Raw genomic sequence first — 15,196 nt, forward strand, 5'->3', positions numbered from 1 at the left:
TGTCAGAAGGAGTTTGAGCAAGGTATCCAAACGCGGTCCAAGGGGCAGACAGTGGCAGCCGATAGCGATTCGGCTATTCTTGCAAGATGCCTCCAGCCAGTCGCATGGCGTCCGGCGTATCGACATCGATGGAGGCGCCCTCGCCGATCTCGACATCGACCACCGCAATATCCTCCGCTTCAACGAGATGTCGCGCGCCGGTGTCCCCCTCGAGCGTCGCCACTGCCGGAAACAGCGCGCGCGGCAGGAGAACGGGATTGCCGCGCTTGCCCTTGTGCGTGGCGCGAACCACCGATGTGCCGCCGGCGGCATGGAATGCCAGGACGAGGCGATCGATGTCCGCGCTGCCCACACCCGGCATATCGCCGAGCAGGACCAAAGCGCCTGCCGTGTCGGCGGGCAAGGCGGCAATTCCTGCCTTGAGAGAACCGGCGAGGCCTGATGCGAATTCAGGATTGGACACAATCTCCAGGGGAAGCCCAGCGAGCGCTGCGCGTACCCGCTCTTCCTGATGGCCCGTTACGACGACAGTTCCCGACGCTCGGCTCGCAATGGCGCGACTGGCCGTGAGCCGCACTAGCGGCTCATCGCCGAACATGGCGAGCAGCTTGTTCGGCCCGCCCATGCGGCTGGAGCGTCCGGCCGCAAGCATAACGGCATAGACTCTCGCTGTAGCCGGGCGCTTTGGAGCCTCGCGTGGCTGCGGCCGCGTGGCGATTTCCATGAGCAAGCCGCCCACGCCCATTCCGGCAATGTCGTCAGCGGTCACGGGAACATCGGCCATCAACCGGTCCAGCACCCAATCGAAGCCGTTTTCCTTGGGGCTACGCGCGCAGCCCGGCGCGCCGAGCACAGGTTTTCCGTCCAGCGAACCAAGCACGATCAAATTGCCGGGATCGACGGGCATGCCGGCACGGAGGACCTCTCCGCCCGCGGCTCGAATCGCGGCTGGCACCACGTCGTCGGGATCGCTCATTGCGGAGGCGCCGAATATGACGATCACATCGCTCTCGTCCGCAAGGGCAGCGATGGCGTCGGCTACGTCGCCCTCCTCATGCCGCGTGCGCCGCTCGCCGACGATACGGCTGCCCGAACGGGACAGCCTGGTCTCGGTGACACGCACGGTCTTGTCGAGCACGCTATCCTTCACTCCCGGAAGCATTGTCTGGACGAGACCGAGCTTGCGCGACCGAAACGGCCTCACGGAGAAGGCTTCGCAAGCCGTGCACAGCGAAGTCACCATGTCGACGATCGCGCCCGGCACGGCGAAGGGGATGATCTTCACGGTCGCGACCATCTGGCCTTTCTCGACCCCCGCATGTTGCGGCAACGTGGCAAGGGTGACCGCAGGATCGACAGCATTCATGGCATCGACCAGTTGCTTGTCGACGACGAAGACCCCCGCCTCCCGGGCGTGCAGATTGACACGGCCCGTTCCGGCCGGCTTCACCTCGATGCCGGAAACGATCATCTCGCCTGCGACACGTGCCGCCGCTTCGTCTTCGCCGAGGTCGCCAGGTTCCAGCACCGCGGCGACGATCTCGGCGATCCCTGCCTGCGTCAGGGCCGCAATATCGTCAGCGCCGATCCTGTGCCCCTTGCGTAGGCGCCGGTCGCCGGCGGTCGTCGAATGAGCAAGGATCGCGCCCTCCGCATTCTGGACTGCGATGGGGCCAAACCTCACGCTGCCCTGCCCTTCGCGCTGTCGCCGAGCCCGCGCGAACGCAACGCCTTGACCACCTGAGCAAGGACAGCCACGGCGATCTCCGCCGGGCTCGCCGCACCGATATCGAGCCCGATCGGCGCATGAATCCTTTCGATGTCTTCCGGTGCTGTTCCGGCATTCAATAGCCGTTCGACCCTCTTGGCATGGGTTTTGCGGCTGCCGAGTGCACCGACGTAGAAGCAGCCGGTATCGAGCGCCGCCTTCAAGGGGAGGTCGTCGATCTTGGGATCATGGGTCAACGCGGCGAGCGCGGTATATGCATCGAGAGGCCGCGCCTTCAGCGCGTCCTCGGGCCACTCGGCGAAAAGCGGCACCTCGGGAAAACGGTCGGGCGTCGCAAATGCCGTTCGCGGATCGATTATCTCCAAATCGAAGCCTGCGATCCTGGCCATCGGCGCCAACGCCTGGCTGATATGAACGGCTCCGATGACCACCAGGCGGGGGCGGGGCGGGTAGACATTGAGAAAATAAGTCGAGCCAGCGTGCTCCACAGTGGTCGAAAGACCGGTGCGAAAGGCTTTGGCGACAACCTCTCCCAGCGCGCCGGCGATCGGATCACCTTCGCGGACGACCCGGTCATTCCCCTTCGTCAAATCGGTGAGCAGTATCGCCGCTCGGCGATGGCGGCGCTCGCCGTTGAGGATCTTCAGGGACGATGGTTTCATGGTCAGCCCAACCGCTCGACATAAACCTTGATGCGTCCACCACAGGAGAGGCCGACACGCCACGCCGTCTCGTCGGCGACCCCAAACTCCAGCATCTTGGGCGTCCCGCCCTCGATGACGTCGAGAGCCTCGGTGATCACCGCGCCCTCGACACAGCCGCCGGACACCGAGCCGTGGAAGTTTCCCTCCCCGTCGATGACGAGATGACTGCCGACCGGACGAGGCGCCGAGCCCCAAGTCTCCACAACGGTGGCGACGGCGACATGACGCCCATCATCGAGCCATCCCTCTGCAATCGCCAGGGGATCGCGTGTCTCGTCGAGAACTGTCGAATCCATGGTCATTCCTCCACGTTTCGCCGATGCTCAGACACGAATATGGTCACGCGGCATCCCGCTTGCCAAGGCTCATCCATCGGCGCGGATCGTTGGCGCTCGTGAGGCCGGTTCCGAGCGACGCGCAAAGGTCCGACAGCGCGTCGAGATTGTGCACCGGACGGAACTCGTCGACATGCGCCAGCATGGCTTTGACCCCCCGCGCCCTGGCCTCGAAACCGTCGAAGCGGAGCAGCGGATTGAGCCAGACGAGTCTACGGCAGCTCTTGTGCAGCCGCTCCATCTCCTCCGCCAGGCCTCTCACATCGTCTCTTTCCAGCCCGTCAGTGATCAAAAGCACCACGGCGCCCTGGCCGAGCACGCGGCGCGACCAGAGCCGGTTGAACTCATGCAGCGTGTCGCCGATGCGGGTGCCCCCCGACCAATCCTTGACGACGCTGGAGCACTGGGCGAGAGCCTCGTCGGGGTCTCGATGGCGCATCTGGCGCGTCAAGTTGGTCAGCCGGGTACCGAATACGAAAGTGTGGACACGCCGGCGTTTGTCGGCAAGCGCATGAAGGAAATGCAGGAAGATGCGGGTGTACTGGCTCATCGAGCCGGAAATGTCGGCCAGGACGACGAGCGGCGGGTGGACCATGCGAGGCGAGCGGAATTTCGGCAGGATCAGTTCGCCGCCGGTCCTGAGCGCCGCGTGCATCATGGAGCGGGGGTCGGTGCGGCGGCCCCTCGGGTCGGCGCGGAATCGGCGCGTCCTCACCTCGTCGAAAGGGAGGCGCAGTTCCCGGATCGCCTTGCGCGCGTCGGCAAGTTCGGCCGCCGTCATTTGGGCGAAATCCTTGCTGCGCAACACCTCATTACCCGAGAATGTGAGGCGGGCGTCCACCTCGATCTCGGGGATCTCTTGCGGCCTCTGCTCCTTTCGGTGGCCCTCGAACATCGCGTCGGCTACGCGGGATTCCGCCGGCCGTGGCTTTTCCCTTGCTTTCGTGTCGGGGGCGACCGGAGAAAACATGGCAAGCATCTTCTCGATCAGCTCTCGGGATTTCCAGAACAGGCGGAATGCCTCGTCGAAGACGGCATGGTCCTCGCGGCGCGTGACCAGCACTGCGTGAAGCGTCCAATAGAAATCGTCCCGAGAACCGATGCCGGCGGCAAGCACCGCCTCGATGGCATCCTTCACGGCGGCCGGTCCCACGCGCATGCCGGCCTTGCGCAACGCCCGGGCGAAAAACACGATGTTGTCGGCGAGCCGCCCTTCGGGCTGCGATACACCGGGAACTGAACGATAGCTCTCCATCGCGCTATTCCGCCGCCGACAGCTCGGCCTTCACTTCCTCGAGGATGCGGCGCCCCTCGCCCTGCTCGATGCGAGCGATGTCGTCCTGATACTTCAGGATCACGCCGATCGTGTCGGAAACGGTTTCCGGATCGAGCGCAATCTTGTCCAATTCGGTCAGAGCACCGGCCCAGTCGATGGTTTCGGCGACGCCGGGGACCTTGAAGAGCTCGATCTCGCGTAGCTTCTGGATAAAGCGGACGACCTCCGCCGAGAGCCGGCTGTTTGCGTCAGGCACCTTGCGCCTGACGATCTCCAGTTCGCGGGACGCATCGGGATAGTCGACCCAATGATAAAGGCACCGACGCTTCAGCGCATCATGGATCTCGCGGGTGCGGTTCGTCGTAATGACGACGATCGGCGCCTCTTCGGCCTTGATCGTGCCGAGTTCGGGCACCGTCACCTGGAAGTCCGACAGGATTTCGAGCAGGAATGCCTCGAAAGCTTCGTCGGTACGGTCGAGCTCATCGATGAGCAAAACGGGAGCGGAGCCCGTCTTCCCCGTCAAAGCTTCCAGGATAGGCCGGCGTATCAGGTATTTTTCCGAAAAGACATTCTTTTCCATGTCCTTCCGATCGACCTTGCCTTCCGCCTCCTCCATGCGGATCTCGATCATCTGTGCCGCGTAGTTCCATTCGTAGACGGCCGAAGAGACGTCGAGTCCCTCATAACATTGCAGGCGGATGAGCCGGCGCCCCAACGCATTTGCCAGCACCTTGGCGATCTCGGTCTTGCCGACACCGGCCTCGCCCTCGAGGAAAAGCGGCCGGCGCATACGCAGGCTGAGGAACAGGACCGTCGCCAGCGCACGATCGGCGACATAGTCGGCGCTCGTCAGCAGAGCGAGCGTCTCGTCGATCGATTGCGGCAAGGCGCGCGGTTCGAGGGCGTTCTTCACCGGGTTTGGCTCGTTTCTTCTCCGGGATCAGCCGTCGTCCAGCAGGCGATAGCCGCGATTGTGATAAAGCAACGGCTTGAGGTTATCGCCGACGGCCAGGCCTGTCACCTTGCCAAAAAGCACACGATGGGTGGCAAGATCCTTGGTATCGATGATCTCGCAATCGAAGGCCGCAAGCGCTCCGGACAAGACCGGTGCGCCCGTGGTGAGCGTCGCCCAGGTTCCGATGTTGAAACGCTCCTCTTGCGCTAGACCGGTATGGCCGGAAAAGGCCTCGGCAACAAGCCTTTGGCCGGCAGCGAGCGTGTTCAGGGCGAAGCGGCCATTGCTGGCGAAGGTGTCGTTGCGCGGGTTCTCGCGGTTCAAGCATACAAGCACGACCGGTGGATTGTCAGACACCGAGCAGGCAGCGATGACGGTCGTGCCGCGCCTGCCGGCCGGCCCATCGGTGGCAACAACATGTACAGCCCCGGCAAAATGGCTCATCGCGTCACGATAGAGCTTGCCTTCCACAACATTCTTCTTGAGCACCGGATTTTCCCGCTTGTCGATCCACATATATGACCACGTCCCCGCATCGGCACAAGAATGCGGGACGCATTAGCGTGTTGCGCCACGGCCCGCCAGCCTTTACCTCTGGCGCAGCGCTTGCCGCGCATTTCATTCGAGCAATTGGTTCCGGATGCCTCCACTGCGTCTCATCTCGGCCTTCGCCGCGGGCCTCGCACTATGCGGCGTCGCCCAGGCGGACGCCATGCGCATCGGCGTCGCTGCGCCTCTCACCGACGCCTCTGCCTCGCTCGGCCGGCAAGTGGAGGCTGGCGCACAGGCCGCGGCGAAGGCGCGCGCGGAGGTCGAGATAGAAACCGCCGACGACGCTTGCACGTCGGAGGGTGGAGCAGCCGCGGCTCGCCGTTTTGTCGAAGCGAAGGTTCGGCTCGTCGTCGGCTTCCTATGCACCGAGGCCATCGAAGCAGCCCTCCCCATCCTGATGGACGCGGCTATCCCCGTCATCACGCCCGGCGTGCGCACCGACAGCCTCACGGATCGCCGCGGCAAAACGGGCTGGCCGGTCTACCGGCTGGCACCGCGCGCCGATGGCGAACGCGGCGCGATCGCCACAATCCTCACAAGGCTGTGGCGCGACCAGCTCTTCGCCATCATAGATGACGGCACCATCTATGGACGGGAGCTCGCCGAAAGCTTCCGAGCCGCCGCACAGCAGGCCGGCAGGAAACCGGTCTTCGTCGACACATACCGGCCGCAGCTCGACAACCAGATCGGCCTCGTCGGCCGCCTGCGCAAGGCGGGCGCCACACATCTGTTTGTTGGCGGCGATCGCGACGACATCGCCGTCATCGCACGGGACGCCCAGCGACTCGGCATGCCCCTCGTCATCGCGGGTGGAGAGACGCTGCGCAGCGCGCCCGGCGACGTTCCGCTGAAAGCCGGGACCCTGATGATCGGGCTGCCGGAATGGGCCGAGATCGCCAACCCCGCGGTGGTGGAATCGCTCGGGAAGGCCGGCATCCACCCCGAGGGCTATGTCTTGCCGGCCTATGCGGCGATGGAGATCGCAATGGCGGCCGCCTCTTCGGGAGGAACTCCCGCGGCAGCCCTCGACAGCCAGGAATTTCGAACAGCGCTCGGCACAGTGAGGTTCGACGTTAAGGGCGACTTGACGGAGAGCCCCTACAGATTGTTCCGGTTCGACGGCGTCAAGTTCGTGGCCGTCACCGACGGGGAGTGATTTCAGATGAGCTTTCGCATGGGCCCGCGCAATCTCCTGACCGACGTCGCCGGATTGCGCGTCGGCAACGCGGCCGACGAGCGTATCAAGACCGGCGTGACGGCCGTTCTCTGCGACGACCCCGCCGTCGCAAGCGTTCAGGTGCTAGGCGGCGCGCCGGGAACCCGCGAGACCGACCTGCTCGAGCCGCACAATTCCGTCGAGGCGATCAACGCCCTCGTCCTCTCCGGGGGCTCGGCCTTCGGGCTCGACGCGGCCTCCGGCGTCCAGGCGGCGCTGAAGGAGCAAGGCGTCGGTTTCGACGTGCGCGGGATCCGCGTTCCGCTGGTGCCGAGCGCGATCCTCTTCGACCTCCAGAACGGCGGCGACAAGGATTGGGGACGCTACCCGCCCTATCGGGAACTCGGTTACGAGGCCGCACGCAGCGCTTCGCTCGGTTTCGAGATCGGCACCGCCGGCGCCGGTGTCGGAGCGCTCGCAGCCGGGCTGAAAGGTGGACTTGGCTCTGCCTCCACTGTGCTGCCCGGCGGAGTGACCGTCGCGGCGCTCGTGGGCGTCAACCCGACGGGTTCGGTGACCGTCGGCAAGACCCCGTATTTCTGGGCAGCACCCTGGGAGATCGGCACGGAATTCGGCGGTCTTGGTTTCCCTTCGCCCTTTCCGCGCGACGCACAGGAGATCGACATCAAGTTCCGCCAAAGCGGGGCCAACACCACGATCGCAGTGATTGCGACCGATGCGGTGTTGACCAAGGCGTCCGCCAAGCGGCTCGCGATCGCCGCCCATGACGGTTTTGCCCGCGCCATCTGGCCTGCCCATACACCGATCGACGGCGATCTGGTCTTCGCCGTGGCTACGGGAAAGAGCGGCGTCGTGCCGGATCACAACAGTGCGATCGACCTTTACGCTGCTGCGGGCGCAACCATGGCCCGTGCTATCGCGCGCGGCGTCCACGCCGCCCGTAAGGCCGAGAACGATCTGCTGCCGACCTGGTCGGAGCGGGCGGCCGCCCTCTGACTTCGCAGATATCCGCCTTGACGACCGACTCACCCTCCTTGCGGGAGGCCAACACCGGGCTGGTGGGGCGGCTTTCCAGCCATGCATGGCAAGCCCTGCCACCCCTAACGCTCGCGGTCGTGGGAGCAATCGTCTGGGCCGGGATCATGGCCGGCAACGCCGCACTCGGCGTTTGGCTTCGTCATTGGGAAACCGGTTCGAAGATCCTGTCCATTGCCGGTCTCTTCGCTGCAGGCGGAGCGCTCGGCTTTCCGCTTGGGTTGTTCCGGCTCGCCAGCGCGAACAAAAGGCCTGATACGGCTTTCGCCGCTGCCTTCCTCGGCTTTTCCATCGCCACAATCGGCATCACGGCGGCGCTTTTCGCGTTGATCTATCGCTCCTACTACGCCGCCTGGCATGACGAAATTTTCAGCCTGCGCTGGTTCTTCCAGTTCGGTTTCACCATGCTGGGCGCTCTCGGACAGTTTGCCGTGCTCGGGCTGCGGCTTTATTTCCCCTTCGGCTTCGTCGCGCTCTTCCTTGTAAGCCTCTGGTTCGCGCGAAAGCCGCGTTGAGCATTCCGATTTGCTCTGATAGGAGGCAGCCAGCCTTTCCGAACGACAGGAGCGACTGATGATCCCCCGCTATTCGCGGCCCGAGATGGTTTCCATCTGGTCCCCTGAAACCAAATACCGCATCTGGTTCGAGATCGAAGCCTATGCCTGCGACGCGCTGGCCGAGCTCGGCGTCATCCCGAAGGAGGCCGCGCGCACCATCTGGGAAAAAGGCGGAGCGGCGAAATTCGACATCGACCGAATCGACGAGATCGAGCGCGAGACCAAGCACGACGTCATCGCGTTCCTTACCCATCTCGCCGAATTCGTCGGACCGGACGCTCGGTTCATCCACCAGGGCATGACCTCGTCGGACGTCCTGGACACCACCTTTTCCGTCCAACTCGCCCGCGCCAGCGATATCCTGCTCGCCGATATCGACGCGTTGCTCGCGGCGCTGAAGAAACGCGCCTTCGAACACAAGGACACCGTCACGATCGGCCGCAGCCACGGCATCCATGCCGAGCCGACCACCTTCGGGCTCAAGCTGGCACAAGCCTATGCCGAGTTCTCGCGCTGCAGGGAACGGCTGGTCCATGCCCGTGAAGAGATCGCGACTTGTGCCATATCCGGTGCCGTCGGCACCTTCGCCAACATCGATCCGCGCGTCGAAATCCATGTTGCCGATAAGCTCGGTCTCAAACCCGAGCCCGTCTCCACCCAGGTGATCCCCCGCGACCGCCACGCCATGTATTTCGCGACCCTCGGCGTCATCGCCTCGTCCATCGAACGCCTGGCTACGGAGATCCGCCATTTGCAGCGCACTGAAGTGCTCGAAGCCGAGGAATATTTCTCGCCCGGTCAGAAGGGCTCCTCCGCGATGCCGCACAAGCGCAATCCGGTGCTCACCGAGAACCTCACCGGGCTTGCCCGCATGGTCCGGTCATTTTCCCTCCCGGCCATGGAGAATGTGGCGCTGTGGCATGAGCGGGATATCTCCCACTCGTCGGTCGAACGCATGATCGGGCCCGACGCCACAATCACGCTCGATTTTGCCCTGGCGAGGCTTACCGGCGTCATCGAGAAGCTGGTCGTCTACCCGGACAACATGCTCAAGAACATGAACCGGTTCCGCGGTCTGATCCATTCGCAGCGCGTGCTCCTGGCCCTTACCCAGGCGGGCGTATCCCGGGAAGACGCCTACCGCCTCGTGCAGCGAAACGCCATGAAAGTCTGGGAAAAAGGCGCTGATTTCCTTGAGGAACTGCTTGCCGACAACGATGTCAGGGCAGCGCTTTCGGAAGAGCAGATCCGCGAAAAATTCGACCTGGGCTATCACACCAAGCACGTCGACACGATCTTCAAGCGGGTCTTCGGGGCGAGGTGAGCCGCCTCAAAACTGCCGGACAGGCACGGTCCTGATCGCCGTTCCCCAGGGATCGCGTTTCTCGGTCTCGGCTTTCGCCGTTTCGGATTCCAGTTCCACCCACATCAGGCCCGTGCGCTGGACGTCGCGCGGGCCGGCACCGCGGCTTTGCCAGGAGTTGGCGCCGATATGGTGATGATAGCCGCCCGTCGAAAGGAAAACCGCGCTGTCGTCGAGCCTCTGGACCGTGTCGAAGCCCATCTCGCTGTTCCACCATTTCTCGGCCGCGCCGGCATCGCCGACGCGGAAATGGACATGGCCGATCACGCTGCTTTCCGGCGCGCCCTTCCATGTCCCGCCATTGCGAATTTCGCCGAGCAGGTCCCGCACGTCGAGCTGCTCCGTGCCCATCTGAACGAAGTCGCCGTTCCAGCTCCAGCTTTCCTTCGGCCGGTCGGCATAGATTTCGACCCCGTTGCCCTCCGGATCGGTGAGATAGATCGCCTCGCTGACAAAATGGTCGGACGCGCCGACGACGGGGATCCGTTCATCGATGGCGAAGCGGGTCCAACGCGCAAGGTCCGCCCTCGTTGGGAGCAGAAACGCGGTGTGATAAAGGCCCGCGCCGCGGGCGTCGTCCTCCTTGGCCGAAGCGCTTTCCTCGATCTCCATGAGCGGTCGCCCGCCAACGCCGAGCACACGGCGCCCATTACCACGGGTCAATTCGCTCATTCCGAGGATCCGCTTGTAGTAGGCCGCCAAGCTGTCGGCATCGCGAGCCTTCAGCCCGATCCTGGCGACACGAATGGGCGTCGTCGCGGCGAAGGGAAGATCGACCATAGATGGCTCCGTGTGGGCGGCAACTGCCGCGCCGATCGCGAGAAGACCCGTTCCGCCCAGCACTGCACGTCTGTTGAGCCGCAAGATGTTTCCCGCAGTTGAGTTTTATCAGTCTGGAAAACTCGGCGTACGACATGGCATGCGCAAGTACGAAAACAGCGAACACGCTGTTCAACGCCTTTACGCATCCGGTTGCGCTGCAGCATCGTCGTCGCTACATGGCGGCCCATGAAGGTCAAAGACAGCGATATCTTGATGGTTCCCGGCTACACCAATTCGGGCCCGGAGCACTGGCAGACACGCTGGCAGGAGCGGCTGTCGACCGCCCGTCGTGTCGAACAGGCGGAATGGTCGAAGCCCGTTCGCGAGGATTGGGTGGCGAATGTGATCGCCGCCGTCAACGAAGCCGAGCGCCCAGTCGTGCTGGTTGCGCACTCGCTTGGCGTTCCGACCGTCGTGCATGCGGTGCCCGAGTTCAGCAAGAAGGTGGCGGGCGCCTTTCTCGTGGCGCCGCCCGACGTCTCAAACCCGAAAATCAGGCCGAAGCACTTGATGACCTTCGGACCGTATCCGCGCGAGCCCCTGCCGTTTCCCTCGATCACCATTGCCAGCCGCAACGATCCGTTCTGCGCCTATGAGGTGGCAGAGGACGTAGCGACCGCCTGGGGATCGCTCTTCATCGATGCCGGCGAGGCCGGGCACATCAATGCGGATTCGGGATACGGTCCATGGCCTGAAGGCTCCATGGCCTTCGCCCAGTTCCTGTCTCGGCTGCAGGCTTGATCTATTTCTGTTCCAGGGCCGCGCGCGCTGCCCCGATGAGGCTTTGCGCGCCCACGGCGACGGCGCGATGTTCCGAGGCGATTGCCTGAAAATGGTAGCCCATGGCCGCGTAGCGGCCGGTCAGGGACATGTCGTTGACGTACATTGCAGCGACCTTTCCCGCGGCCAGCGCCCTTCGGGCGATATTGGCGACCGTCTCCATCATGTCTTCGCGCAAGGGATCGAGCGTAGCCCCGTCCGACCAGGCGATGGAGAAATCCGAAGGGCCAAGGAAGATGCCGTCGATACCAGGCGTCTCCAGGATCCCATCCAGCGCGTCGAGGGCAGCGCGCGTCTCGATCATCGCGAAGGCAATCGTCCGCGCATTCGATTCGCGCAGCCAGACTTGCTGGTCCGCGACGGTGCTGCGCGGGAAGGCGAAGGTCGGGCCCCAGGAACGTTCTCCGACCGGCGGATATTTCATCGCCGCCGCGAACGCCCGTGCATCGGCCACCGAATTGACCATGGGAGCGATCACCGCCTCCGCGCCGAAATCCAGTGCGCGGCTCGCCATGTCGAAACGTCCCACGGGAATGCGCACCACCGCATGCTTGCCGGCCCGCAAGACCGGCACGAGGCAACGCAAAACGCTATCCTCGTGATGACCGCCATGCTGCATATCGAGGGTCACCACATCGAAAGCCTGGCCGGCGAGAAGCTCGACGGTCAGCGTGTCGGGGATGGCCGACCATGCCGTGAACAGCGTTTCACCCGAGCTGAGGCGCGACAAAAGGCTCATGATGGGGAGGTTCCTGCATTGATACGTCGCAGGCATTCAAACAGAAGCCAGCGACATGGCAACAAAAAACCGCCTCTGTCCGGGGCGGCTTCTTGGTCCAGCCGAGGCAAGCAGCCTGCCTCGGCCCGATATCGGCTGGACGATCAGGAGTTCTTGACCTGCTCGGCGGCCGTCGCCAGCAGCTCGTCCATGGTCCTGCGGATCTGGTGGTCCGACTGGTCGATACCCGCCGCGTCGAAATCCCGGCGAATCTTGCGGAACACGTCGTGATCGCCGGCCTCTTCGATGTCCGCAACCACGACTTCCTTCGCATAGGCCTCGGCATCCTCACCGGTCCTGCCGAGCTTTTCAGCCGCCCAGAGGCCGAGAAGCCTGTTGCGCCGCGCGACGGCCCTGAACCGCTGCTCCTCGTCAAGAGCGAACTTCTTCTCGAAACCTTCTTCGCGGTCCTTCATGGTCGTCATGGCAAACCTCCGGTTAGTGCCGATTCCACAGCGTGATATGGGTTGCCTGCGCACAAACCAAAAGGCGCGCTCCGGGTCAATATCGCCCGCAGCTTTGTTGCGCTGCGGCATTTTCGGATCGACAGCGATAAATGCAGGAGCCGAAAGCAGTTGATCGGGCGAATTGCTGATTGAGCAAATGGCGCGATTGGGATAGAGACCGGCCTTGAACCCACTGTCGCGGCTTTGGCCGCGCAAGTCTTAGGGAACGGTCTTTGCCGATTGCCCTCCAAACCAGAGAAAACCGATGAACCGTCGCCGCCGTATCTATGAAGGCAAGGCCAAGATACTTTATGAGGGCCCGGAACCGGGCACGCTGATCCAGTTCTTCAAGGACGACGCCACCGCCTTCAACAAGAAGAAGCACGAGGTCGTCGATGGCAAGGGCGTACTCAACAACCGCATTTCCGAGCACATCTTCACGCATCTGAACCGGATGGGCATCCCGACGCATTTCATCCGCCGGCTGAACATGCGCGAGCAGCTGATCAAGGAAGTCGAGATCATCCCCCTCGAAGTTGTCGTGCGCAACATTGCCGCAGGCTCGTTGGCCAAGCGGCTCGGCATGGAGGAAGGCACCGTCCTGCCGCGCTCTATCATCGAATTCTACTACAAGGCCGACGCACTCGACGATCCGATGGTCTCGGAAGAGCACATCACCGCCTTCGGCTGGGCGAGCCCGCAGGAAATCGACGACATCATGGCGCTTGCCATTCGCGTCAACGACTTCCTTTCCGGCCTCTTCCTCGGCGTCGGCATCCAGCTCGTCGACTTCAAGATGGAATGCGGACGCCTCTTCGAAGGCGACATGATGCGCATCGTCGTGGCCGACGAGATCTCGCCGGATTCCTGCCGTCTGTGGGACATCTCCACCCAGGAGAAGCTCGACAAGGATCGCTTCCGCCGAGACATGGGCGGCCTTGTGGAGGCCTATCAGGAAGTCGCCCGCCGGCTCGGCATCATGAACGAAAACGAACCGCCCCGCCCCGCCGGCCCGGTCTTGGTCGCTTCGACCGACGGCCCGAAGGGCAAGCCGCACTGACCGCCGAGAGAAACAGGAGCCGCCGAACGTGATCAAGGCCCGCGTGACCGTCACCCTCAAGAACGGTGTTCTCGACCCGCAAGGCAAGGCGATCGAAGGCGCGCTCGGCGCCATCGGCTTCGACGGTGTCGGCTCCGTGCGCCAGGGCAAGGTGTTCGATATCGAAATCGACGCTTCCGACCGGGAGAAGGCGGAGGCCGATCTGAAGGCGATGTGTGAACGCCTTCTCGCCAACACGGTTATCGAGAACTATAGTGTGAGCATCACCTGAGGTTGTGCCGGAGCGCATGATGGTCGAAGTCACGAACGAGCTGATGTACGAGCGTCTCAAGCGAATCCACGGCGACGTTGCCGAAATGAAGTTCGACCTGCAGGAGCTCAAGAGGCGGATGACAGGCACCGAAGAAGCGGTGGTTGGCGTCCATCGCAGGCTCGACCGTCATGACGAGCGGCTCGAGCGCATCGAGCGTCGTCTGGAGCTCCGCGAGCTTGCCGAAGCGCAGAAGGGATTCGATCCGAATTCATGAAATCAGCCGTCGTTCTCCTCCCCGGCCTCAACCGCGACCGCGACATGATCGCGGCGCTGACCAAGATTTCCGGCAAGGCGCCTGAAACGATCTGGCAGACGGACACCACCATTCCGGATGTCGATCTGATCGTGATCCCGGGCGGCTTTTCCTATGGGGACTATCTACGGTGCGGAGCGATCGCCGCCCGCATGCCGGTGATGCGCGCAATCGCCGAGAAGGCCGCTCAGGGCGTCATGGTCATGGGCGTCTGCAACGGCTTTCAGATCCTGTTGGAGGCCGGCCTCCTGCCTGGCGCGCTGATGCGCAATACGTCGCTGAAATTTGTCTGCCGCGAGATCAAGCTGGAAGTGGCCAACGCCAATACGGCCTTCACCCGCCGCTACGCGCCGGGTCAGATCATCCGCTGCCCGGTCGCCCATCACGACGGCAACTATTTCGCCGATGCCGAAACGCTTGCCCGTCTCGAAGGTGAGGGCCAGGTCGTCTTCCGCTACGCCGAGGGCACGAACCCCAATGGTTCGATCAACGACATCGCCGGCATCGTCAGCGAGGCCGGCAATGTGCTCGGACTGATGCCGCATCCTGAAAATCTGATCGAGGCGGCGCATGGCGGCAGCGACGGCCGCGCGCTTTTCGAGAGTGCCCTGGGGCTGGCTGCCTGATGAAAAAATCGCGCCTGTTATCGGCGGCGATCCGCATCGGCGCCATCGCCGCTTTTGGCGCGCTTGCCGCATGCCAATCAGGCGCGAAAGGGTCGGGACAATCCGGCGGTTCCGGCAAGAGCGCGGCGCTGCGCACGATGGAGCAGGTGGCGATCGCCGCGCACAAATGCTGGTTCGCTAGCAAAGACCCGGCATTCCAGCCGTATCGCCTCGCAAACGAACTCAATTCCTTCAGCGGCCGGCCGCGCTTCCTGCTGGTTCCTGCGAAGCGCCCCGAGGCGCGCCCGCTGCTCGTCGTTCAGGCAGAGGGAACGCCGGCCCGGCTGCAGGCATTCGGGCCGCTGATGCAGGACCCGCTCGCCCCGCGAATCGGCGCCGACATCAATCGCTGGGCCGCCGGCGACCAGAGCTGCAGCAGCGACGCCTGACTTA

The 15,196-nt window shown here is 63.7% G+C and carries 19 protein-coding genes; 10 read left to right on the forward strand and 9 right to left on the reverse strand.

The window, feature by feature from the left end; genetic code table 11:
- Nucleotides 1-73: 73 nt before the first annotated feature.
- Genes ACCO56_RS11830 through ACCO56_RS11855 form a run of 6 tightly spaced genes read right to left on the reverse strand, consistent with a single transcriptional unit; the run spans nt 74 to nt 5,491 of the window.
- Entirely contained in the window at nt 74-1,684 is a 1,611-nt protein-coding gene (locus ACCO56_RS11830; RefSeq protein WP_433640782.1) for an NTP transferase domain-containing protein, read from the reverse strand.
- On the reverse strand, nt 1,681-2,391 hold the full coding sequence (locus tag ACCO56_RS11835) for an XdhC family protein (protein ID WP_433640783.1): 711 nt from the start codon (nt 2,389-2,391) through the stop codon (nt 1,681-1,683). Before ACCO56_RS11835 ends, ACCO56_RS11830 begins: the two co-directional genes overlap by 4 nt.
- Nucleotides 2,392-2,393: 2 nt before the next feature.
- Nucleotides 2,394-2,729: an XdhC family protein gene (locus tag ACCO56_RS11840; protein WP_433640785.1), complete on the reverse strand. Its 336-nt coding sequence runs from the start codon at nt 2,727-2,729 to the stop codon at nt 2,394-2,396.
- A 43-nt stretch (nt 2,730-2,772) separates the two neighbouring features.
- Complete coding sequence (locus tag ACCO56_RS11845) at nt 2,773-4,023, reverse strand: vWA domain-containing protein (RefSeq protein WP_433640787.1); 1,251 nt, start codon at nt 4,021-4,023, stop codon at nt 2,773-2,775.
- Between the two features lie 4 nt (nt 4,024-4,027).
- A complete protein-coding gene (locus ACCO56_RS11850; RefSeq protein WP_433640789.1) occupies nt 4,028-4,960 on the reverse strand; it encodes an AAA family ATPase in 933 nt (310 codons plus the stop codon).
- A 27-nt stretch (nt 4,961-4,987) separates the two neighbouring features.
- Nucleotides 4,988-5,491, reverse strand: a complete 504-nt coding sequence (locus tag ACCO56_RS11855) for a flavin reductase (RefSeq protein WP_433640791.1) — start codon at nt 5,489-5,491, stop codon at nt 4,988-4,990.
- Nucleotides 5,492-5,642: 151 nt separating this feature from the next.
- Between ACCO56_RS11855 and ACCO56_RS11860 the strand changes: the two genes are divergently transcribed.
- From ACCO56_RS11860 to purB, 4 genes are read left to right on the forward strand one after another with little or no spacing between them, the layout of a single operon-like run.
- A complete protein-coding gene (locus tag ACCO56_RS11860) occupies nt 5,643-6,710 on the forward strand; it encodes a branched-chain amino acid ABC transporter substrate-binding protein (protein ID WP_433640793.1) in 1,068 nt (355 codons plus the stop codon).
- A gap of 6 nt (nt 6,711-6,716) precedes the next feature.
- The gene (locus ACCO56_RS11865; RefSeq protein WP_433640794.1) at nt 6,717-7,727 is read left to right on the forward strand and encodes a P1 family peptidase; all 1,011 of its coding nucleotides are present in this window, start codon (nt 6,717-6,719) and stop codon (nt 7,725-7,727) included.
- A gap of 17 nt (nt 7,728-7,744) precedes the next feature.
- On the forward strand, nt 7,745-8,281 hold the full coding sequence (locus ACCO56_RS11870) for a hypothetical protein (protein WP_433640796.1): 537 nt from the start codon (nt 7,745-7,747) through the stop codon (nt 8,279-8,281).
- 58 nt (nt 8,282-8,339) lie between these two features.
- Nucleotides 8,340-9,647 carry an adenylosuccinate lyase gene (gene purB / locus ACCO56_RS11875; protein WP_433640798.1) on the forward strand — a complete coding sequence of 436 codons (1,308 nt, stop codon included), beginning with the start codon at nt 8,340-8,342 and terminating at the stop codon, nt 9,645-9,647.
- A 6-nt stretch (nt 9,648-9,653) separates the two neighbouring features.
- On the opposite strand, the gene ACCO56_RS11880 is transcribed toward purB, so the two are convergent.
- Nucleotides 9,654-10,550, reverse strand: a complete 897-nt coding sequence (locus ACCO56_RS11880) for a VOC family protein (RefSeq protein ID WP_433640799.1) — start codon at nt 10,548-10,550, stop codon at nt 9,654-9,656.
- A 144-nt stretch (nt 10,551-10,694) separates the two neighbouring features.
- Between ACCO56_RS11880 and ACCO56_RS11885 the strand changes: the two genes are divergently transcribed.
- Entirely contained in the window at nt 10,695-11,249 is a 555-nt protein-coding gene (locus ACCO56_RS11885; protein WP_433640801.1) for an RBBP9/YdeN family alpha/beta hydrolase, read from the forward strand.
- A gap of 1 nt (nt 11,250) precedes the next feature.
- Here ACCO56_RS11885 and ACCO56_RS11890 read toward each other — a convergent pair whose 3' ends face one another.
- Both ACCO56_RS11890 and ACCO56_RS11895 read right to left on the reverse strand, forming a co-directional pair.
- Entirely contained in the window at nt 11,251-12,027 is a 777-nt protein-coding gene (locus ACCO56_RS11890; protein WP_433640803.1) for an HpcH/HpaI aldolase family protein, read from the reverse strand.
- A 143-nt stretch (nt 12,028-12,170) separates the two neighbouring features.
- The gene (locus ACCO56_RS11895) at nt 12,171-12,491 is read right to left on the reverse strand and encodes a DUF1476 domain-containing protein (protein ID WP_433640805.1); all 321 of its coding nucleotides are present in this window, start codon (nt 12,489-12,491) and stop codon (nt 12,171-12,173) included.
- 286 nt (nt 12,492-12,777) lie between these two features.
- Between ACCO56_RS11895 and purC the strand changes: the two genes are divergently transcribed.
- Genes purC through ACCO56_RS11920 form a run of 5 tightly spaced genes read left to right on the forward strand, consistent with a single transcriptional unit; the run spans nt 12,778 to nt 15,192 of the window.
- Nucleotides 12,778-13,572, forward strand: coding sequence for a phosphoribosylaminoimidazolesuccinocarboxamide synthase (gene purC, locus ACCO56_RS11900; RefSeq protein ID WP_433640806.1), 795 nt, complete (start codon nt 12,778-12,780; stop codon nt 13,570-13,572).
- Between the two features lie 28 nt (nt 13,573-13,600).
- A complete protein-coding gene (purS, locus tag ACCO56_RS11905; RefSeq protein ID WP_433640808.1) occupies nt 13,601-13,843 on the forward strand; it encodes a phosphoribosylformylglycinamidine synthase subunit PurS in 243 nt (80 codons plus the stop codon).
- A 19-nt stretch (nt 13,844-13,862) separates the two neighbouring features.
- The gene (locus ACCO56_RS11910) at nt 13,863-14,099 is read left to right on the forward strand and encodes a hypothetical protein (protein WP_433640907.1); all 237 of its coding nucleotides are present in this window, start codon (nt 13,863-13,865) and stop codon (nt 14,097-14,099) included.
- Nucleotides 14,096-14,764 carry a phosphoribosylformylglycinamidine synthase subunit PurQ gene (purQ, locus tag ACCO56_RS11915; protein ID WP_433640810.1) on the forward strand — a complete coding sequence of 223 codons (669 nt, stop codon included), beginning with the start codon at nt 14,096-14,098 and terminating at the stop codon, nt 14,762-14,764. Before ACCO56_RS11910 ends, purQ begins: the two co-directional genes overlap by 4 nt.
- Nucleotides 14,764-15,192, forward strand: coding sequence for a hypothetical protein (locus ACCO56_RS11920; protein ID WP_433640812.1), 429 nt, complete (start codon nt 14,764-14,766; stop codon nt 15,190-15,192). Before purQ ends, ACCO56_RS11920 begins: the two co-directional genes overlap by 1 nt.
- Nucleotides 15,193-15,196: the final 4 nt, after the last annotated feature.

Source organism: Mesorhizobium sp. 1B3 (genome assembly GCF_050958605.1).
Classification (GTDB): Bacteria; Pseudomonadota; Alphaproteobacteria; order Rhizobiales; family Rhizobiaceae.